Here is a 20,855-nt window from a genome sequence, read left to right as displayed (position 1 = left end):
ACCCTAGATTCATCTCACTGTAGAGATGGTCTCTTCTCTTTGAGAGACAACTTGTTGTGACAGCTTCTTGTCACAATGCGAAAAGGTGAACAAGGCCTAATTTTTTTTAGACTGAATAAACCCTTCATTTTCAATAATTTTCTTCTTTAATTCAGGCCAATACCAATTCGGGTTTGAACTTCCAGTTAAAATACTAATAACATCAATAACAGAGAAATACCACTCCCCATTATGAAAGATGCGGCGGATTTTTTTTATCTTCAAAAACGACAAGACGGTTAATAGATTCGTTTTTTATAGAATACTCCTTTGGTACTCAAAGAAAGTATACACTAAAAAAAGCTTTTCATTCAAGAGGATCTGTGATAAAATTCTTGTTTTGAAGTCGATAGAGTGTGGTTATGAAAGGGAATTTTGAAGAGAATGTCTATGCCTTAGTAGAAGAGGTGATGCAGTTTCAGTATCAAATCTCATCGGTTGATCGCATTTGGGATATCTTATTTCCCGATAAGAAAAACAAATACCACCATATCAGGATCATGAAGTCTTATGGAACCTTTTACCTGTTCCACATAGATGGCGAGCTTTGTAATCTGGAGATTGAGCAAAACAAGTGCGTCCGAGCTGGATCATCCTTTGGCTTTAGCTCCTATGACGACGGGAGTGAAGATCCCGCTAAAGTTTGGAATCACCTCATCACCTCCGCACGTGAGTGGCTGAAGTTTACAAAAAGAGACTGGATCAAAGCCGCCAAGGCGGTGTATGAGGCCTACCCCCTTAATCGTCGGTACGGAATTGTCCCAAGCTCCCTAGTTAAAGCTTCCCTTTCAGACATCTATCACATCGACAAAGAGCTAGGGAAAGCAAAAACCAAAAAGTTTATTCGCCTTTTTGAAGAGGGGTATTTTCGTGATCGTGATCTCACGATTAGAGAAGACATGACGGTGAATGACTATTTTGAGTATTGTAAAATTGCCTACATTGCAGGTAAACGGAAAGAAGATCATATCGATAAAAGCATGACTGGGCGGAAGATGTATGAGTGTTATGCTGATGGGCGTGACGAGGGCCTTTTAGAAATTGATCCCAACTCAAAAACCGAGTTTGCTGACTGGATCGATGGCAAACACCCCAAAAAGGACCGGGGTGGTCACCCTTGGGAAATCAAACGAGGTGGCAACACAACCCATATCGATCTTAGCGTTTCCCGCCCCTACTATAGAGACGAAGGCTTTACAGTCTGCGTTGTCGGAGCTTCGATTGGACGACTAAAAGAAGCCATTTGCATGTTCTTGGGGATTCACCAAGCTGGCCTGCCCATTACCATTAGCGATGCAGAAGGTGTCTATAAAAGGCTCCTTGCCCGAGATAATTTCGGCATCGTCCCCTGTCATGACTCATTGCACAGGGCAAACCAACACTTTCATGAGCACGAAGATGTCCATGACGTACTCTATTTCGATGACCTAGGGCGCTACAAGCGAAGGATCAAGCCTTTTATCATCTGGGAACCTTTACCAATCCTTAGGCCTGTAAAATGACAAGATTTCTCCCTGAAAAAGAATTGCATAAGCCAGACCTTTCCATTGGGGGCTTTGAGCTATGGGTTCATGGCTGTGAATTCCCTAAATCAGATGACTACTGGGATGGAAACTGGATCGTGGTGACGGCATGTTGCACAACACCTTTTGCTATCGTCCAAACCGAAGGGTCGATCTACGCCTTCCGGAACTTAATAGCTGGCTAGAGGGGTGTAAGGAGATGCACACCTCCTTATCAAGAAAGGCATCTTTAGAGTGTATGGAGCCTTATCTCAGCATAGAATTAGAAATGGGTAATGGTGGGCAGTGTGAGTTATCGGTTGCGATAACCCCTGATCACTGCTATCAACAGCACTCATTTCTCTTTGACATAGATCAAAACCATCTTAAACCACTGATTGATAAACTCGAGCTCATTCTTAAGAGTTACCCTATAAGATGCTAATAACCTCAGTTTCGGGTTTATTTCACTCAGCCTCAGGGGATTTTAGCTTTCTTTTCTCCTTTGTGATCTCGGAAAGGGCCATTTAGACCCTTACCTTCGATCCAAAAGAAGAAAATTTAAGCAAAACTCCCTCTGGAGCTAAGCAAACTAAACCCGAAACTGAGGTTAATAGAGCTGTAACGACTAAAAAAATGGAAACTTTTTTCATCAAAATATCGATGCGGATACCCCTTCCTTTAGGGAGGAGTAGTTGACATTATAGGAATTATAAGGGTTTTCTGTTTAAAATGAAAACTTATGAGTATTGTGTTCAAAGTGGCCGGTCTTGACTGCGCTGAAGAAATCTCCATCTTAAAAAAAGCCCTTGCCAAGCGGGAAGGGATTTCTGATCTAGCATTTGATGTTTTAAACGCCAAAATGACTGTTACCTGCGATCCCGACAAGGTGACGAGCGATCAGATTTCCCAGTGGGTCAAAGAGGCCGGGATGGAGGCGATTCTCTGGAGCGAACGGGAAAAGCTTGAAAAAGAAGGGTTTTGGCTTAAATCTGGCCGTCTTGTCACCACAGCGCTTAGCGGCCTTCTCTTAGCCGTTGCCATTTTTCTCCATATCCAAGGAGACAAAACCTCCGATTGGATCTATCTCGCAGCGATGGTTTTTGGGGCTTACTTCGTCGTTCCCAAAGCACTCCTTGCGATCAAAAGGTTGCAGCCTGACATGAATCTCCTCATGATCATTGCGATGATCGGGGCTGTTTTTATCGATCAGTGGCTTGAAGGAGCGACTGTGGCCTTTCTATTTTCTGTTGCCCTTCTTCTTGAGCATTGGAGTGTGGGCCGGGCCCGCCGCGCCGTCAGTGCATTGATGGATCTTTCCCCAAGAGCCGCCCATGTCATCGGCGAGGGAGAGCGTCCTGCCCAAGAGGTGAAAGTGGGTGCTCGGATCCTTGTTCGTCCCGGAGAAAAAGTGCCTCTCGATGGAGTCGTTGAAAAAGGGAGCACCTCGATCAACCAAGCTCCTATTACTGGCGAGTCGGTTCCCATCCCCAAAGAAGAGGGAGATACCGTCTATGCCGGGACGATCAACGAGGAGGGAGCGATCGAGTGCCTTGTCACGAAAGATCCCAACGATACCACCCTTGCCCGGATCATCCACCTTGTTGAAGAGGCGCAGTCTCGCCGCGCTGGATCCCAGCAGTGGGTCGAAAAATTTGCCAAGATCTATACCCCTATTATGATTGGGATTGCGATCCTCACCACCCTTGTCCCAGCTCTTCTTTTTGGAGGGGAGTGGGCTACTTGGTTTTACCGCGCCCTCGTGATCCTTGTTATTGCTTGTCCTTGCGCTCTTGTGATCTCGACACCTGTAAGCATCGTCTCCGGACTCACCGCAGCTGCCCGTGCAGGCGTCTTGATCAAAGGGGGGATGTTCCTCGAAATGCCGGGAAAACTCCGCGCGCTTGCCCTCGATAAAACGGGAACGCTCACCTATGGCCGTCCCGAAGTGCAAAAGGTGATCCCCTTAAACAACCACACCGAAGAAGAACTTCTCGAAAGAGCTGCTGCTCTTGAAGCACCCAGCGAACACCCCCTTGCCCGCGCCATCCTCAAATATGCTGCTGAAAAAGGGATCAAACCCGATCGAGCCGAAGACTTTCAGATTACCAAAGGAAAAGGAGCCCAAGGGACTTTTAAGGGGACCCGTTATTGGATCGGCAGTCACCGTTTTATGCATGAGATGAACCAAGAAACCCCCGAGATTCATCAGATGGCCCTTGAGCTTGAAGATGCGGGCCACTCGATTATCGCCATTGGAAATGACAAGCATATTTGTGGTCTCATTAGCGTTGCCGATGAACCCCGCAAAGAGATCGCTGCCACCATTCAAGAGATCAAAAAGGCAGGGGTCGAAGAGGTCGCGATGCTTACAGGCGATAACAAGCCCGCCGCCGAAGCGATCGCCCGCCTGACCGGTGTCGATGCCACCCAAGCTGAGCTCCTCCCCGAAGACAAAGTCAAAGCAGTCGAAGCGCTCAAAGAAAAATGGACCACGGTTGCGATGATCGGTGATGGGGTCAACGATGCCCCGGCCATGGCAGCTGCCAACTTTGGGATTGCCATGGGAGCGATGGGGACCGATGCCGCGATCGAAGCCGCTGACATCGCGCTGATGGCCGATGACCTCTCGAAAGTGCCGTGGCTCATTCGTCATTCTCGTCGGACCCTTAGGATCATCCAGCAAAATATTACCTTTGCCCTCGCCCTTAAAGCGGTTTTCCTCGCCCTTGCCGTTGCTGGCCTGGCTTCCCTCTGGATGGCAATTGCCGCTGATACCGGTGCTTCCCTCCTCGTTGTTTTTAATGGCCTCCGATTACTTAAGAAATAGTTTTGGGAAGTTGTCTATAAATTTAATATCAATTATACTCTTATGCAAGATGAAAGAAAAAACAGTGGAATTTCATACAGGAAGTGGAAATCTTTTTAAAGATCTAGGCTTTGAAAACCCTGAAGAGGCTTTGGCTAAATCTAAACTAGCAAGACAGATTTACAAAACCATTAAAGCTCGGAATCTTACTCAAAAAGAAGCGGCTGAAATCCTTGGCATTGAACGGTCTAAGGTTTCCGGTGTTACTCGGGGGAACTTAAGTAAGTATTCTTTAGACAGGCTCATGAGGTTTGTGTGCATGTTAGGAAGCGATATAGAAATAAGAATTAAAAGCTATAGCAAACGGAAGAGGCGTCCCAAGTTAGAAGTTCGTGAGGAAGGGACTAAAAAAAGTCGATCCATGGTGCCCAAAGCGCGTCGAAAGAAAAAAGTAAAGGCTTAGGTTTTGTTGATTAATTGGGTTGTTTTAACATATAATCAAACCATATGATAAAGCGTTACTTCCTCCTCTTTTTTATTTTGATGGTTGCTGTTTCGTGTGGAACGACTAGCAGAGGCAAGAGCTATACCATTGCGATTGATCCGAGCTGGTTTCCCCTTGATCTACAGGGAAAAGAGCCCAATATCTATGCCTTTTCAAGTGAGCTTCTTCGGGCCATCTCTCATAAAGAGGGCGTCTTCTTTGAAAAGATACGGATGGACTGGGATAACTTGGCTTTAGGGCTTGAAAAGGGAGACTATGATGGGATGCTCTCTTCGCTTACCCCTCGGGTTTTTTGGGGTAAGACCTATACCTTTTCTGATCCCTTTCTCCATACCGGCCCCGTTCTCGTTATTCGAGAAGAGGAGAAGATTCGCTCGCTCGATGGGAAAGAAATTGCTGTCGACTCTTTTGCTAACGAAGCGATTCTTATCGAAAAATTTCCTGGCGTGATTATCCAATATTACACAGTGATTCCCGAGGGACTTGATGAAGTTCTCTCTGGGCAGCTCGACGGTGTCCTTATTAACTATCTGCAGGCGACCAGCTACATCCGCGATCTCTATCATGGACAGGTGAAAATCGCGATGCCCCCCCTTGATGATGCGGGTCTGCGCCTTATCACTCTCGATGGGGGCAATACTGAGCTCGTCGAGATCTTCAACCGGGGGCTTGATAAGCTTAAGGATGATGGCACGTTAGACAAGCTCCTTGCCAAGTGGGAACTTAATTAGAAGATGTGAAATAGGCTGATTTAAAATCGACAGACTGTAGTCGAGATAAAGCCTCACCCGCTAATTTGGGATTTTTGGCAAACCGCTTATTTAACGAGCAGATGGGAATGATGGGCATTTCATCCATTAGAATTTTTTCTGCTTCCATCAATATCGTTGCTCTTTCGGTCTCATCTAAAACGTGGTTTGCTTCATCAAGCAAACGCTTGAATGCTTCATTTTCCCAGTTGGACTTATTCATCATATCGTCTTTTTTTCTAAAAACTTCGATGAAAAAGTAGGGATCTAGACAGTAGGGATTCCATCCCATAAACCCTAAGTCATAGTCTCCTTCGGAGACTCGGTTGTAATAGACGCCCCATTCCTCTCTTCTTAAAGAGACATTTTTAATATTTAAGACCTTTCTCCATTGATCTTGAATCGCTTGTGCGATCCGATGGTGAATTTCAAAGCCTACAGCATAGCTCAACTCAATCTCAGGAAGCTCTTCTCTTGTGATTCCAAGCTCATCAAGAGCTTCTTGAAAAAACTGTTGCGCTAACTGTGTATCATTATCTTTGAAATAGGGGCGGTCGGTTAATTTTAATGGGGGGGAGAGTGCCGACATTTCTGGGTTGCCTAAGTCGTTAAAAACACTTTTCACAATACTTTGACGATTCACTGCATAGGAAAGGGCTTTTCTAAGCTTTTTGTTATTGAGAGGATATTTTTCGGTGTTGATGAAAAACCAGTAAATCAGAGCGTCGTCAAGCTTTTCGCTAAGAATATCAAAAGAAAGATCATAAGATATTCTGAAAAAAGGGGAGCCCACCCAATCCAGTTGCTCTTTTTCAAACATATTCAGGGTAATGAGTGTATCTGGGATAATAAATATATTGATCCCATTTAAATAGACGTGCTCCTGATCCCAATAAAGAGGGTTTTTTAAGAGAGAAATTTTTGAGTTATGGCGTCGACTATCTAACTTAAAGGGACCATTGCAAACTAGGTTTGGCTTGCTGAGCCACTCGGGGTCTTTTTCTGCAATATGTTTTGGGATAGGGAGTAAAAAAGTGATTGTTGTAATTTCTAGAAAGTAAGGAGAGGGATATTCGAGCTCTACAGAAAGAGTTTTATCATCAATCGCTTTAACACCTAAAGCATCAATAGGTTTTTCCTGAGAAAGGCAAGCTTTTGCATTTTTTATGCAATAAAAAAAATAAGGAACCTGCGTGACAAACCTAGAGTTCGGATTAAGTGCACTTTTCCAGGAGTATTCAAAATCATGCGCGGTGATCTCAGTACCATCACTCCACTTGCAATCTCGTAAGTGAAAGGTGTAAGTTTTCTTATCTTTGGAAATATCCACTTTGCGCGCGACGGCTGGTTGGGGAATATCATTTTCATCTTTTCTCATGAGCCCTTCAAACAACATTTTTGTGACATGCGTAGAGTTATTATCATGTCCCCTTGCGGGATGAAATGATTGGATGTCAGAAGGGAGTGCAATCTTAAGGATGTTTTTTTTCTCGGTTTGTTTCTTATCGAGAGCAAAAAACCCAATAAGGATGACTAAGATAGGTATAGAGATCAATAAAATAGTACGTTTCATCTTTGTAGCCCGTGGTTTTAAAAAAACCAATATTAAGCGACTTCGAGTTTTTTAAAAAGAAAAATTTTACACCAGACGTCAAGAAGGAATAACCCGACACCGGTCGTGTTCGCTATACTCTTTGCGGACCTGCTTAAGCTCTTTTGGATCGGGAGGACAGGGGTTGATCTCCCAGATTTTTTCGGCATAGTTTTTGATCGAAACATCAGCGGAAAAAGCTCCCATGCCGGCGATATTATGGAGAGCAAACTCGGCCCAGCGGTTGGGGTCTTGATAGAGCTCCTCAACCTTTTTCTGGGTTTCATAGTAGGCCATGAGATCGTTGAGAACGAAGAAAGCATCGGGGGTCATCCCTTCAAGGAGGCTTCGGTAAACGGCCATGAGCGATTCATGTTCAGCATCATTTTCGACAAGGGAGCGGTCCTTAAGGGCGTCGACCGCTTGCTTGATTTTTGGTTCACTGGTGTAAACGTCAAGAGGATTATAGCTGTGGGAGCGGCGCATCTCGAGGTTTTCATTGGAGCTCGCTCCAAACATAAAGGGCCACCACTCATCGGTAATTTGTTGCCGCATTTCGACGTTAGCCCCATCATCGGTAGCGATGGTGAGCGCTCCGTTGATCGAGAACTTCATATTCCCCGTTCCAGAAGCTTCCATTCCGGCGGTGGAGATTTGCTCCGAAAGGTCGGTTCCAGGGATGATCACCTCTGCTTTAGAGACGTTGTAGTTTTCGAGGTAGATCACCTTCAGCTTTTTCCCCACAACGGGATCTCTGTTAATCGTTCGCCCAAGACAGTAGAAGAGACGGATGATCGACTTGGCAACGTGGTAGCCAGGAGCCGCCTTCCCTCCGATCATCGCAAAGCGCTGAATGCGGTGAGAGTCGGGGTTTTCCTTCATCTCGAAGTAGACCATCAGAAGGTGAAGAGCCTTCATCAGCTGCCGTTTATATTCATGGATCCGTTTGATCTGAACATCAAAAAGGGCGTCAGCGGAGAGGAAATTTTCCTCGGCAAAATTTTTTCCATGGCCATGCCGAAACTCCATATCCTCCTCGATCATTTTTAGGAGACGCTCTTTGTTTTTCCGCTTGATGGCAAGGAACTCTTGTTGTGTTTCAGGGTCGGAGGCGAAGTCTTTGAGCTTAGCGATCTCTTCGAAATTTGTAATCCATCCCTTTCCGATCCGCTTTTCGAGGAAAGCGCTGAGGAGGGGGTTGCAGTGGAGGAGCCACCGCCTTTGTGTCACCCCATTGGTGACATTGACAAACTTATCGGGGTACATTTCGTAAAAGTCTTTGAAGAGGGAGGCCTTAAGGATTTCGGTGTGAAGAGCCGCCACCCCATTCACTTTGTTGGAGCCATAGATCGAAAGGTTCGCCATTTTGACCTGTCCCCCTTCGATGATCGACATCCGGCGGACTCGCTCTTCATCTCCGGGAAACGTTTTTCTCACTTCAGCGCAAAACTCACCATTCATCCGCTCTAAAATCGAGTAATTGCGGGGAAGAAGTTCGCCCAATCGTTGGGCATTCCAATCTTCGAGCGCTTCTTTTAAGACGGTGTGGTTGGTGTAAGCGCAGCAGGTGCGGATGATCTCCCACGCTTTTCCCCAGGGGAGGTCATTATTTTTGGTGAGGAGCTGCATCATTTCTGGGATAATCAGGGCGGGATGGGTATCGTTAATCTGGATCCGGACCGCATCGGCAAAGCCATCAAAGTTAGGATGGACTTCCTTATATTGGTTGACGATATCTTGGAGGGAGGCGGAGACAAGCAAAAACTCTTGCTTGAGACGGATCCGTTTTCCTGCGTCGTGGTTATCATTCGGATAAAGGACATCGGTCAGACTCGTATTTTCACTCGCTTGCCCCAGCTCCCCTGCATTGTATCTTTGGAGTTGAAAGTTGCGGGGAGATTCCTTTGTCGACCAGAGGCGGAGGGTTAAGACCGAAAAGTCGGGACTATCGCTATACCCAATAATCGGAAGATCATAGGGGAGGGCCCGTACCTCCTCACAATCGATCAGATCGTAAACCTCATCGCCGTGGCTATTGGTCCGCTTTACCGGCTTCCCAGCAAACTGGACAGGGACGGCGTGAGTGTCCCGCCGAAACTCCCACGGATTGGGGGTCAAAAGCCAACAGTCGGGACGTTCCACTTGAACACCGCAGATCAGCTCCTGTTCAAAGATCCCATACTGATAACGCATCCCATACCCCATCGCCGGGTACTGAAGGGTGGCAAGCGAATCCATAAAGCAAGAGGCGAGTCGTCCTAAGCCCCCATTCCCGATCCCAATGTCATGCTCCATGTTGATGATGGTGGTCATATCGCGACCCAGTCTCTTCAAGATCCGTTTGATAAACTCTTCGGCATTGAGGTTGGTAATATTATTTCCAAAGAGGCGCCCCGGCATGTACTCCATCGAGAGATAGTAGAGCTTCCGGAGCCCTTTTTTCTTTAGAGTGTGGGTCGTTGCCGTCCAGTTGATCATAATCTCTTCACGAAGCGACGTGCAAAAAGCGCGGTAAAATTCCTCGTCATTGGCTTCATCAGCCGTCCGCCCCATCGTGGTGATGAGGTAGTGGCGCACTTTCTGGGCGACAGTCTCTGCTTGTAACTCTATGGGGTCCATAGTTTGTTTTATATATTGAAGCTGAGGTCTTAGGTCAAGTTTTAACCCTGTGAGCCAATTGCAGTGCGCCTCGTGGCGCACTGCAATTGGCTCCTGCAACTAAAATTTTGGATTGACAAGTTTTCCAGAAAATAAGATAGTGGTTTCTTTTAAAGCCGCTAAAAAATGCATGGAGTTATGGAAGCATCAGACATATTAAAAGTTGTATTCAGAGTTTTTGGATTCTTCATTGCTTATGGAAGTCTTTGCAGGGCAATGTATTTATTAAAGTTCCACCCCAAGAAAGAAACATTCAAAAATGTGCGGGATGCTATTGCCTTTTTTTTAATTACTTTTTTTGTTTTGCTATATTTCTTTAAAATAGAGTTTTCGATATGATTAACTTTTTTTTCTTTGTCCTCTTGATTCCTCTTTGTCTATTTGGAAGTACCAAAGATGAGTTGTTGAGTGACTTTGCTACGCATGTTGTTCAGGATCGTTTTGTAGAAGCTCATAGGTTTCTAAATGCATGGGAGGCAGGTTATGCAGAGGATTTTCATACTGTAAATATATGTCGTGCTTTTTTACTTCTCAGGGATTCCTGTTTGGAAGAAGCAACTTACTTGTTTGAAGAACATTTTCCTTCAGCCTTAGCTGAAGGAATGTCTTATTCTATTTCATACCTTTTTTATGGATGTTTAAGTCAGATTGAAAGCACCCTCTTTAAAACTTCCAAGTGTAAGAGTGCTTTGCCTATTGTTTTATGCAAGAGAGGATGGAAAATTAAAGCTGTAATCGGTGCCATTCTGGTGGGAACTGGGGCAATTGTTGCAGCTGTTAATCCAGCAATTGGTGGATCTATGATTACTACTGGACTTGGGTTTGTTGCAGATGGAACTATTGGAAGTATAGATGAGCAGGATGAGATGATGAAGGAAAGGGATGCTCAAAGAAGGCGAGAAGAAGAAGAGCTAAAAGGAATTGCGTTTACATTTCCGGCAAAAATTTTGCTATTGTAGTTCGAATAACCACTAACCAAATATCGCCCGGATCAGATAGAAAACAAGGATCGAGACGATCGCGCTAGAGGGAAGGGTGATCACCCAGGAAAGGACGATATCGCGGAGGGTGCGGAGGTTTAGGGCAGAAAGTCCCCGCGCGAGACCTACACCAAGAACCGCTCCCACGATACAGTGAGTCGTTGAGATCGGAAGGCCTAGTTTTGAGGCGACAAGGATGGTGATCGCGGCTCCAAACTCGGCGCTAAAACCCCGTGTTGGGGTGAGCTCGGTAATCTTTCGGCCGATTGTTTCCATCACCCGCCATCCCCAGGTCGCAAGTCCCACAACAATGCCAACCCCTCCCATGGCAAGGAGCCAGGCGGGAATATGGGCGGTGAGGGAAAGCCCCCCTTTTCGGATGATATCAAGAGCGGCAGCCACTGGGCCGATTGCGTTGGCCACATCGTTTGCCCCATGGGCAAAGGCGATGTACGAGGCGCTCATAATCTGAAGGGATGCAAACATCTTCTCCACGATTTTATAGTCAGAGCTAGCGGTGTAGAGGTTCGAGTGTTCTCGCACCTCTTCAGCATAATCCTCCACATCGCGGAGGATTCGTCCCACCTCTTCACGCCGCTCTCCTTTACTAGTGAACTTCACCCTTTTGAGATGGCGGACAGCTTTATTTAGGCTAAAGACTTGCTGGGAAGTGTTTGCTGAGACCGCCTGAGTCTGGGGGAATTTTTTTCTCTTTAGGAGGAGCATGCTAATCACTCCACCAATAGTTCCTGCTCCTGCTCCGATTAGCAAAACTTTAGCGAGGCTAAGCTCGATGTGGAAGGAGCCAAGTCCATTGGTAAGGGTGCTGAGGGCAAAGACAAAGAGGAGGGTAAAGACCAGCACGGGAATAAGGCGACGGGTGGCATGGATCGGATTCATCGCAAAGAGAACTTTTCGCTGGAGGGTGCTGAAAATAAGGAAAGCAAAGAGTCCGCTGAGTGCTGGAGAGATGACCCAACTCAAGGCAATTTGGCCCACTTCGCCCCATTGAACGGCGCCGATACCACCAGCCACAGCGCCAAAGCCAATAAGAGCGCCGATAATCGCGTGGGTGGTTGAAACGGGCCATCCAAAATAGGAAGCGACCTGGAGCCACGCTGCGGTGGCAATCAGCGCCGAAAGCATTCCGTAGAGGAGGATCCGGGGGTCATGGGCAAAAATATCGGGGTTGACGATCCCCTGTTGCATCGTTTTGGAGACATTGCCCCCTAAGAAGAAGGCGCCGCAAAACTCTAAAACGCCTGCAATGATCACCGCTTTAAAGAGGGTGAGCGCGCCCGATCCCACCGAAGTTCCCATTGCGTTGGAAACATCGTTGGCACCGATGTTCCACGCCATGTAGAACCCAGCAAGCAAAACAAGGATCGTTAAAATGACAGCAACGGACATATTATTTTAGTTCCAAGATCATCCGAATACGGTTTGCTAATTTTTCTGAAATATGTGAAATCTGATTAATCTCTTCGACAAGGCGGGTATAGAGGTAGAAGACAGGGGTTTTGACATTTTCTGCTGTCTTGAAAAACTCTTTCATCAGCGCATGTTTCAACTTGTCGGCTTCATACTCTGTCCGAGAGGTTTTTTCGATGATCGTCTTTACCTTTTCCGCTTCGATCCCTCCAAAAGAAGACTCAACCAGTTCATGGAGCTCTTTGATCACACTCCGTGTATCCCAGAAAGCTTCCATGTTTTTTTCAAAAAGCTGATGGAGGTGATCACACAGATCACCAAGCTCTTTTGTGGGGTAGAGCATCAGAAGGTGACCGATATCCTCTGCCTTATCAGAGATACTATCTTGAATCGATAAGATATCCAAGAACTGGGCCCGGTCTATGGGTAAAAAGAGGCTTTTAGGAAGATGGTTCCGGATATCATTTTTAGACAGATCGGCCTCATGCTCCAGCTTGGAAAGCTGCTTGACAAGCGCTTCAACCTCTTCGGGGGTTTTGTCCTGAAGACGGGTGAAGATTTCGGTGAGCTTTTTCATACAGCTGCTCACCTTCTTCATGTGAGCTTGAAGGGGATGGAAAGGGGACTTTCCAAAAATTCGAGCAATGGTGGATCGCACAGGCTTACTACTTGTTTTTAACAATCCGCAGTTTAACAATTCGCTTTTTTAAAATCACGAAAAATAGAGCGATAAGAGTTGACACACCGCTCCCACAAATAGTGGTTTTCGAAATGCTCTTTTGCCGCTGCAGTATCGTCCTTTTTTTCAAGGACCGCCTCGGCATATTTTTGGGGATCTTTTTCATCGATCAGGGTTCCAAAAGGGCCACCACTTAAAACCTCTTCAAAAGCAGGAATTCTTGAGGCGATGATGGGGATTTCAAGGGCCATTCCTTCTAAAATAACAAGGGCACATGCCTCCCACCTTGAAGGGACGAGGAGGGTTTCGACGTCGGCAAGCTTTTCTAATGCTGCGTTTCGAGGAAGTTTCCCCGTTACCGTGACATAAGGGCTTTGCCTCATCGCCTCTTCATACTCTCCTCCACCGATGACGCGCAGGTGGTATCCCATCGGTCCCAAAATGTCCATCACCTTAAGGAGAAAAAGGGGATCTTTTTGGTCACAAAGACGGCCCATGAAACCGAGAAGTTTTTCCCTAGGTTTTTTCCGCTTTGGCAGCTTTTTCGGATCGATCCCATTCGGAATCACGCAATGGTTGGCTCCTCTAAGAAGGTTATGCCTAAGAGCAAGCTCCTCCTCTGCATGGGAGACAAAGGTGACAAGGTCGGCTTTTTGCATCGCCTTTCGCTCTGCCCACTTACTAAAGCGGAGTCCTTGGTAAATCCCATGGAGGCCATGAACGGTGTAGATAATGGGGCAGATTTTTTTGCAAAAGCTTAAGAAAAAGGCGGCCCGTCCTCCATGGACATGGATCAAATCGGGTTTGACCTCATCGATCACTTTATTTATTTTTAAGGGGATTCTTAAGTCAAGGCGGGAAGTAAAGAAATCGATCTCATAGGCTGAGGTCAGTTTTGCAGCATAGGAGTTTTTTTGCGTCAGGAGGGGGCTATCTCCCATCAGCTCTAGGACAAATGTCGTTCCTCCCCCCGGATTGCCATCGGCAACAATCTGCAGTATTGTCATGCAAAAATCAGGTTGCGTTCTTCTTCGGTTAGCTCTCGCCACTCTCCCTCTTGGAGGGGGCCGAGTTTTAAATCTCCAATGCGGATCCGGGAAAGGGAGAGGAGGGTGAGACCTGCATTTTGAACCATCAAGCGGACCTCCCGTTTTTTTCCCTCTTTGACCGCAATTTTTAAGGTGCCACGCCGCACTTTACCCACGCGGACGGGGCGGATCCACTTTCCCTCAATCAAGGTCCCTTTAGAAAGGGCTTCTAAATGTTCATGGGTAATTTCTTGCTGCGTTTTTACCAGATATTCTTTCGTAATATTTTTCGAGGGGTGGATCACCTCTTGAGCAAAAAGGCCATCGTTTGTCAGAAGGAGGAGTCCTGTTGTGTCCCGGTCGAGGCGGCCAATCGTAAAGAGGCGGTTTTTTAGCCCTGCAAAAAGATCGATCACCAATTTTTTCCGGCCCATCCTTTTGTTAGAGCAGATGAAGCCGCGCGGCTTATTGAGGAGATAGTAGACCTTTTCTTCACTGACCGCAATTTGCCTGTCTTCAACATAGATTTTGTCTTGGCTTGGGTCAACAAAGGTTTGAGGGACAGTGACAACCTTCCCATTTACCCGGACCTTGCCCTCAAAAATCAGTTCCTCGGCGCCCCGTCTTGAGGCAACACCAGCCGCTGCTAAAATTTTACTTAATCTATTTGACTTCATGCCAAACATTGTAAAAGATCTACCAGAATAATGCAATTTATTATGTAAGTTATTTATTCTTAATGAATTTTGCGCCTGTTTGACTTTTAAATTTAGAATGAGTTACCGTACTTAGGTGTTTTTTGACGTAGGAAGGTAAAGATGTCTACCATTTGTGTAACCCGTCAGAAGTCTTCATGGGGAAGGATTGAGGAGCGCTACAACCACTTGCTTCGTCAGCAAATCCATATCCGTATTCAGGTTAACTTGATCGAAATAGAGTATCTTAGGGAACGGGTTTCTATTGAGATTTGCTCGTCTAGAGCTTTTCAAGAAGGGAAAACAGCCGAAAGTATTGGGCTAGAGATTTTGGGAAAAAATGCTCTGGTTTCTAAAACATCATCGGGGCTGCTCGATCGGTTTCAGTTATTTCACCTTGGGTATGGAGATGAGGCGCAGCTTTATGTAGATGTTTGGGGGAAAAAGGAACGATTTAAGGAGCAGCTAAAGGAACTTTTATCGGATAGTACCCTTCAGAGCCGTTTTATCGAGGCGCTTCGTAAAGAAGGTCGGATGCTTAGAGAAGGGGCGAACTTAGATAGCTGGAGCTCTTCTTATAGTGGTTATTTCCCTGAAATTATCTGCAAGCTGATCTTTTCTAAATGTTCGGATGAGGTTCGAGCCGTTTATAGTGACCTTTTAGCTATCGCGTGGCTAGAAAAGGATACACACCTCTTGGGGGTTTATCGGCAGGAAACGAGTAAGTTTAGCTCGGCCTTTTCTCCTTTTACAAATATGGAATCTTTGCTTTTTAGCGCTCAAGATCGTTTAAAGATCAGCGAAGGCTACCTTAAGGAGCTAGAAAAGGAAGTGTTCGACCTGGTTTGTCACTCTAAAGCTTTTGAGTTGGGAGAACAAAAGGATGGGGAGCTATTTCGAAAAACATTCCAAGCCTTCTTCAAGAAAGCTCGAGGAAGCAAAGCTCTTGTTCAAGAGGCTGCAGATGCCTTGGGGTGGCGTTTGGGTGGTTATAAGGATGTTTGTTACGAGTACACCTACCATGTGGAGATCAATGAAGATACAGTCGTTTTAACCGGTCGAGGGCCAACGACCGACTTAATTGAGAGACTGACCAAGCTTATTGACGGTCAAAGAGGATTTAAGCGTCGGTTTTTTGAGCTTTTAAGTACAAAAGGGCGATGTTTTCCTAAAAAAATAGAGTTAGAATCGCTTTTTCCGACCTTAAAAAAGATCTATACGAAACTCTTCCTTATCGAGTGGTTAAAGGGGGATGTTCGAGCAATACAGCAAAAACCTGTCGTTGAAGAAGGCAAACTCTACCCTCTTTTTAAGCTTGAGGGAAAAGCTTATGTGGCGCTTCCGACGCGGCCCGATGGTGACTGTGCCCTTCACGCCCTTTTGGGAGAACAAATCGGTGGGGAATATTGCTACAATGGAGACCCTAGAAGAGACTTCATAAAGAACCTAAAGGAAAAAAAAGAGGCTATCAAAGAAGAGCTCAGGCAGATTTTGGTGAACTACTTAAGCTCTGAAGATCCTTCTGCTAAAATGTTATTTGCTGCAGCAAAAGGGCATGAGCTAAAGCAAGAGTATCTTGAACTGGGCGTTCGATTTCAAAAAGAGCTTCATAAGCTTAAGATGGCAGAAGCAGATCTTTGGCTAAAAGAAATAGAAAGTATTCGGGGAAAACTTCTCAAGGCTGCAGCAGAGTCTGACCGCTATAAGGGAAAAAGCGATCATCAGATCTTAAAAATGGTCAAGGAAAATAAAACCTACCTTTTAGACCTGATCGATCCTGAGAAAGAAGTTTTTCTTTCTCTATTAGAAAAGGGGAAACAGACGCTTATTTTTAATGCGATGTATCACCAAGATAAGCTTTTGAATAACAGGTCTAAAGCTGAAGAAACCTTTGTCCTGGATAAGGTATATCAGCATTATCTTACTGTGGTTCAAAGCTCTGATTTTTATCTCAACACCCAAGAGGTTGAGCTGGCGGCGCTCCTTTTTGGGAAAAAAACTCAGGTTATCACCTCTACCGGCAACATTGCAATGAGTATGGTGAATCAGCATCTAAGTAAAGATCCTATTATCATCTACCATGAAGGTTGTCACTTTTCTAGGTGTCAGCCTTGCTCAGAAGATTTACTCACCGAAAGAATTGCAAAGATCGAAGATTATGAAGATTACGTAATAGGACAGCGATTAGCGGGGGAACAAAGGACGCAAGATAAATGGATTTTGAAGCGCCTCCAGAGCTCTTTAAAAGAAGAGGTTTCTCAGCTGGTTGTATCTGGTGGTGTCTCAGCTGTTACAGGCAACCCGATGCCCGCAATGATGCAACTTTCTAGATCATTGATTCATTCGGCAGGTCTCTATTTTGATCCTTTAAGCAAGTCCCAGTCAATTCAAGGGCTAAAGCTTGTAGCGAATTCTGGTCTTGCTCGCCTCATGGGAGGGAACCTGACTCAGATGGGTGTTGCGCTCGGAGTGGATCTAATGGCTCTTGTAGCAACCTCCAAAGGAGTGGAGCGAGATATGGGTTTTTTGATCAATATTGGCTCTTCCTTCGTTAAAGGAGCGGCTACGCGCGATATTAATCAGTTTATCGAATCGTTTGCGGGAGGGCTAGTTGCGGAGTTCGGAAAGGAGATCGTTCCTCAAGAAGGTGTTGATGATATGTGGGTCACAAGGCTGGTGAGAGCACTTGTCACAAACGTAGACCTTCAAGGAGCGCTTATCGAAAAAGTCCTTTCTAAAAAAGAGGATAATCAGGCAGAGGACCTGCCTCCCGTTATTGAGACAGTAGATCCTATTCTTATTAAAGAGCTTACAGAAAAAACACAGCAGTTAACCGTTGAAAAGAGAGCTCTCGATCATAAAGAATCAGCGGTTGTTGCGGCTCAGGAAAAATTTGATAAAAAGCAAAAGGAATTTGAAAAAGTTCTGAAAAGCAAAAAAGCTGACAAAGCAAAAAAGCGCCGTGCTGAGAAAAGATTTATAAAAGCAAAGGCTCACCTTGCTAGTTGCAAGGGAAAGCAGGATCAGCAAAAGGCTGCTGTAGAACGGATGGTAGGCGAACTAGCCCAACTAAAAGAGCAAGCATCGAGTGTTGGAATTGTCGAAAATCCTCAGGTTGTTAGTGAACTAAGAGCTAAAAAAGAAGAGTGGCTGGAAGCGAGGGCTACTTTTAATAACCTAAAAGAAGAATGCAAGAAGGCTGAAGAGAAAAAAAAGCAAGAGGCGGACTACCAAAAGTGGGTTTATGCAAAGGGTAGGCTAGAGAAGCTAGAGAAGGAAAGAGATAATCAAAATGTGACCCTAGTGCGCTTAGAAGCTGATATTAAGGGTGTTGAAGGCAACCTTTACAATCCTTTAGACAAATCCCACCTCATGGTTGCCTCCCCAATAATGGATAAGCAGTCATTTCGTTTAAAGAAAGAAGATGGCTTCTATGAAGTTGTTTACTATAAAAATGGCCACTCTGAGAAAACTATTATATCCTCTTCCAGCAAAAGCAAAGCTAGAGGAGCTCTCCAAGCGCTCGAAGATCTTTTTAATCAAACAAACAATCAGAACCTAAGAGCCTATGAGCTACAAAAACGATACGAACACCTATTAAATCCAAGCGATATTCCTACGCCTCCACAATTCCAGTTGCCTGAGCTACGGGTTAAAATAAGAGATGATAAGGGAAGGCTTTGTGTGGACCACAAGCGTGTAATAAGCTCAAGTAAAACTAGTAAGGTCGTAGATAGGCTAAAAAGCTTTGTACATGAAAAAATTGCAAATAATGAGAAGGTATTACAAAACTACCAAGCAGGTCTCGATAAAAAAGCCCCTTCCCATATCACAGCTCCATCAGGGTACCTTGCTCGTCCAATTGACCGCCGAGACACCCACTACCACCATCTTTCCTATGTCGATGAGAAAGGGAAAACCCATAGTCTTGGAAAGTATAAGACAGCAGAGGAGGCAAAACAGGTTGCAACCGACTGGACCTTTTTCCAGATTTCTAAGAGTAGCCTTGAGATGGAATGCTTTAATGCTCAGAAGCAGTTGATAGACCAGGGGGTCAAAATAGAAAACATTCCACCTCAGCCTCACCTTTACATGCCCCAAGTATCTGGAAAAAATGATTCCAAAAGCTGTAGGAGGATTAAGGGGGCTCGCATTAAAAATAAAGAGCGAGTCACAAGTTACCTCACAGAGATTAACAAACTAGGAACAGCTCCCATAGAAACCCAAGGCTTAGACCCTGTAGAAAGGGGGCGACTTTCTGCCCAAATGATGCCAAAGATCAAGGACCCCAAAGAGCATGGGTTTTGGTACAAGGCTTGGCGGTTATCGGACCGCAAACTCAGTGAGTTTGCTAACTGGTGTGATGAGAAGGGGATAGATGTTAGTGGAGGAGTGATCGGTCAAATAGAAATGCCCCTCTATGATACAAAACCTTCTCTTCCTAAATACCCCAATAGCACCCATCAACCTCCTTCTCCGTCAAAGCCTTTAACTTGCAGCTGGGAGCAAGTAAAAGAAATGGAAAGCCAACGCATCATGCAAGTGCTTGATCAGTCGAGAGGCTCCGCCTCGACTAGCAAATCCTCAACCTCTACGGATCCCTTAACTGCAGCCTGTGGCGCCGTAGCTGATGCCGTAATGCACTATGCTGCTAAGCCTCAGCCAACCACGACACGTAACTTCCAACCGATCAATGGTTCCCCCGGGCTGCTGATGCCCCTTCCGCAAGGTCACTCCTTCTCTCCTGAGGGATTTCTTGAAGAGCTGAAGCACCGTCCCACAGGAACGACGGAGTTTTCTGAGAAAGTTAGAAAAGCATGCACGAAGGTTGATCGATTTGTTAAAAAAGCTGCATATGAAAACATCGATAACCCCCTACAGGCAAAAATTGATACCATTGCAGGAATGATCCATGGAGCTGGTCGTTTAGGCAAGAGTTTCATTAGCTTACTTGCTAATGATCTCAATGGCATGATTCAAAGCCCAAAACAAAAGGAAGAGACCCAAAGGTCAATTGAATTACTTAGCTCAAAGGTCTCTGAAGGTTACACCAAAGGGGTGAACATGATTAACCCCAAGGTTGATCCAAACTCCGCAGCCTATAAAAGTGGGCAGTTTTTTGGTGAGCACATCCTCCCGTTTCTAATTCCAGCAGGAAGCACAGCCAAAGGCTCCCACGTAGCTAAAGGTCTCAGGTGGAGATCAGTGGTTCCCAAGAGGGTCATTAAGACTCCAACGTCCCAAAGAGTTGATCAACTCCTTCTTGGAAAGCGTCCCCTTTTAGTAAATAGCCCTCCAGCGAGGCTGGTTAAAAAGCCCCAGTCCTTTTCCAGCGCATCTTCTAGCTCCATGAGCCATGTTGGTAAGGCTAAAAAAATAGCAACAAAGTCAGCTAATTTGCCTTCTTGGAGAAAAGTAAAGATCAACATAAAGCATATCCTGTCTGGGCATGCTAAAGGAGGATGGAGAATTCCGGGATCTAATAAGACCCTTTTTCCTAAGAACATAGATCTTAATAAGCTTGAAAGAGTCATCCGGCAAGTATATAAAAACGGAAAGAAAGTTCAGACTCAGGGAAGTAGAGTAGCAGTGATAGGGGAATATAGGGGAACGAAAATAAAAATGTGGGTCGATCTCGAAGAAAAAGTAATTAAAACAGCGTATCCAATTGGCAAATGAACATAAGTAAAGATAGCTTATTCAAAATTTCTATAAAAGAAGAAAGTCTTATAGAGTCTGGATCTGTAAGATATCTTTTCGGTATTATTTTCTATAATGTTAGCGGTTATGTCTTTCCTGAAGAGATGTGGTACGACTTTGTGCTAGACATTTTACTTTGGTGGATTGAAAAGATTTTAGATCTTTACTCTGGAAAAGAAACTTTTGTCGTGATTTGTTTTATGGAAGGTTCCTTCTTGGCTACAGTTGGATTGAAGGAGAATAGTCAGTGTGAAATTAAGCTCATTGAAGGATGTAAAGAGTGTGGCGAACAAGAAATTATTCATAAGGAAATAACAATCCCCTTATACCAATTGAAAAATGAGGTTTTAGAAGCTTGTAAAACTCTCATAGATGCGATCAAGAAGCCAGAAGAGTTTGGGCAATATAATGACTACCTGAAGTTAAAGGAAAAGTACGAAGAGCTTAGCAATATTGTCGATGAGGATGAAGGCCCATGAAGAAATAAAT

General features: G+C 45.2%; 16 protein-coding genes. 10 read left to right on the top strand and 6 right to left on the bottom strand.

Annotated features, from left to right (window positions below):
• The first annotated feature begins 401 nt into the window (after window positions 1–401).
• The 6 genes from NEPTK9_RS04840 (at window position 402) to NEPTK9_RS04820 (ending at window position 5,586) form a co-directional block, all read left to right on the top strand.
• Entirely contained in the window at window positions 402–1,541 is a 1,140-nt protein-coding gene (locus NEPTK9_RS04840; protein WP_194847703.1) for a ligand-gated ion channel, read from the top strand.
• The gene (locus NEPTK9_RS04835; RefSeq protein WP_194847702.1) at window positions 1,538–1,747 is read left to right on the top strand and encodes a WapI family immunity protein; all 210 of its coding nucleotides are present in this window, start codon (window positions 1,538–1,540) and stop codon (window positions 1,745–1,747) included. The genes NEPTK9_RS04840 and NEPTK9_RS04835 overlap by 4 nt, the downstream gene beginning before the upstream one ends.
• Window positions 1,672–1,986, top strand: coding sequence for a WapI family immunity protein (locus NEPTK9_RS09995; protein ID WP_420887666.1), 315 nt, complete (start codon window positions 1,672–1,674; stop codon window positions 1,984–1,986). Before NEPTK9_RS04835 ends, NEPTK9_RS09995 begins: the two co-directional genes overlap by 76 nt.
• 297 nt (window positions 1,987–2,283) lie before the next feature.
• Complete coding sequence (locus tag NEPTK9_RS04830) at window positions 2,284–4,371, top strand: heavy metal translocating P-type ATPase (protein WP_194847701.1); 2,088 nt, start codon at window positions 2,284–2,286, stop codon at window positions 4,369–4,371.
• 10 nt (window positions 4,372–4,381) lie between these two features.
• Entirely contained in the window at window positions 4,382–4,813 is a 432-nt protein-coding gene (locus NEPTK9_RS04825) for a helix-turn-helix domain-containing protein (RefSeq protein WP_228547027.1), read from the top strand.
• Between the two features lie 44 nt (window positions 4,814–4,857).
• Complete coding sequence (locus tag NEPTK9_RS04820; protein ID WP_194847699.1) at window positions 4,858–5,586, top strand: substrate-binding periplasmic protein; 729 nt, start codon at window positions 4,858–4,860, stop codon at window positions 5,584–5,586.
• Here the strand turns inward: NEPTK9_RS04820 and NEPTK9_RS04815 are convergent.
• Both NEPTK9_RS04815 and NEPTK9_RS04810 read right to left on the bottom strand, forming a co-directional pair.
• On the bottom strand, window positions 5,579–7,177 hold the full coding sequence (locus NEPTK9_RS04815) for a peptide ABC transporter substrate-binding protein (protein WP_194847698.1): 1,599 nt from the start codon (window positions 7,175–7,177) through the stop codon (window positions 5,579–5,581). The two genes, NEPTK9_RS04820 and NEPTK9_RS04815, sit on opposite strands and share 8 nt — an antisense overlap.
• A 78-nt stretch (window positions 7,178–7,255) precedes the next feature.
• Window positions 7,256–9,814: a glycogen/starch/alpha-glucan phosphorylase gene (locus NEPTK9_RS04810; protein ID WP_194847697.1), complete on the bottom strand. Its 2,559-nt coding sequence runs from the start codon at window positions 9,812–9,814 to the stop codon at window positions 7,256–7,258.
• 177 nt (window positions 9,815–9,991) lie between these two features.
• On the opposite strand from NEPTK9_RS04810, the gene NEPTK9_RS04805 reads away from it, so the two are divergent.
• Both NEPTK9_RS04805 and NEPTK9_RS04800 read left to right on the top strand, forming a co-directional pair.
• The gene (locus NEPTK9_RS04805) at window positions 9,992–10,192 is read left to right on the top strand and encodes a hypothetical protein (RefSeq protein WP_194847696.1); all 201 of its coding nucleotides are present in this window, start codon (window positions 9,992–9,994) and stop codon (window positions 10,190–10,192) included.
• Window positions 10,189–10,812: a hypothetical protein gene (locus NEPTK9_RS04800; RefSeq protein WP_194847695.1), complete on the top strand. Its 624-nt coding sequence runs from the start codon at window positions 10,189–10,191 to the stop codon at window positions 10,810–10,812. Before NEPTK9_RS04805 ends, NEPTK9_RS04800 begins: the two co-directional genes overlap by 4 nt.
• 12 nt (window positions 10,813–10,824) lie before the next feature.
• Here NEPTK9_RS04800 and NEPTK9_RS04795 read toward each other — a convergent pair whose 3' ends face one another.
• The 4 genes from NEPTK9_RS04795 to NEPTK9_RS04780 are packed head-to-tail and all read right to left on the bottom strand — an operon-like array spanning window position 10,825 to window position 14,648.
• Window positions 10,825–12,243: an inorganic phosphate transporter gene (locus NEPTK9_RS04795; protein ID WP_194847694.1), complete on the bottom strand. Its 1,419-nt coding sequence runs from the start codon at window positions 12,241–12,243 to the stop codon at window positions 10,825–10,827.
• Between the two features lies 1 nt (window position 12,244).
• Window positions 12,245–12,922, bottom strand: coding sequence for a TIGR00153 family protein (locus tag NEPTK9_RS04790; protein WP_194847693.1), 678 nt, complete (start codon window positions 12,920–12,922; stop codon window positions 12,245–12,247).
• A 32-nt stretch (window positions 12,923–12,954) separates the two neighbouring features.
• Entirely contained in the window at window positions 12,955–13,950 is a 996-nt protein-coding gene (locus tag NEPTK9_RS04785; RefSeq protein WP_194847692.1) for a glycosyltransferase family 4 protein, read from the bottom strand.
• A complete protein-coding gene (locus tag NEPTK9_RS04780) occupies window positions 13,947–14,648 on the bottom strand; it encodes a pseudouridine synthase (RefSeq protein ID WP_194847691.1) in 702 nt (233 codons plus the stop codon). Before NEPTK9_RS04780 ends, NEPTK9_RS04785 begins: the two co-directional genes overlap by 4 nt.
• 141 nt (window positions 14,649–14,789) lie before the next feature.
• On the opposite strand from NEPTK9_RS04780, the gene NEPTK9_RS04775 reads away from it, so the two are divergent.
• Both NEPTK9_RS04775 and NEPTK9_RS04770 read left to right on the top strand, forming a co-directional pair.
• Window positions 14,790–20,345, top strand: a complete 5,556-nt coding sequence (locus NEPTK9_RS04775; RefSeq protein ID WP_194847690.1) for an EndoU domain-containing protein — start codon at window positions 14,790–14,792, stop codon at window positions 20,343–20,345.
• Complete coding sequence (locus NEPTK9_RS04770; protein ID WP_194847689.1) at window positions 20,342–20,845, top strand: hypothetical protein; 504 nt, start codon at window positions 20,342–20,344, stop codon at window positions 20,843–20,845. The genes NEPTK9_RS04775 and NEPTK9_RS04770 overlap by 4 nt, the downstream gene beginning before the upstream one ends.
• Window positions 20,846–20,855: the final 10 nt, after the last annotated feature.

The sequence above is a fragment of the Candidatus Neptunochlamydia vexilliferae genome, from assembly GCF_015356785.1.
Classification (GTDB): domain Bacteria; phylum Chlamydiota; class Chlamydiia; order Chlamydiales; family Simkaniaceae; genus Neptunichlamydia; species Neptunichlamydia vexilliferae.
Note: the sequence above shows the minus strand (reverse complement) of the source record. Positions and strands in the feature narration are given on the sequence as shown.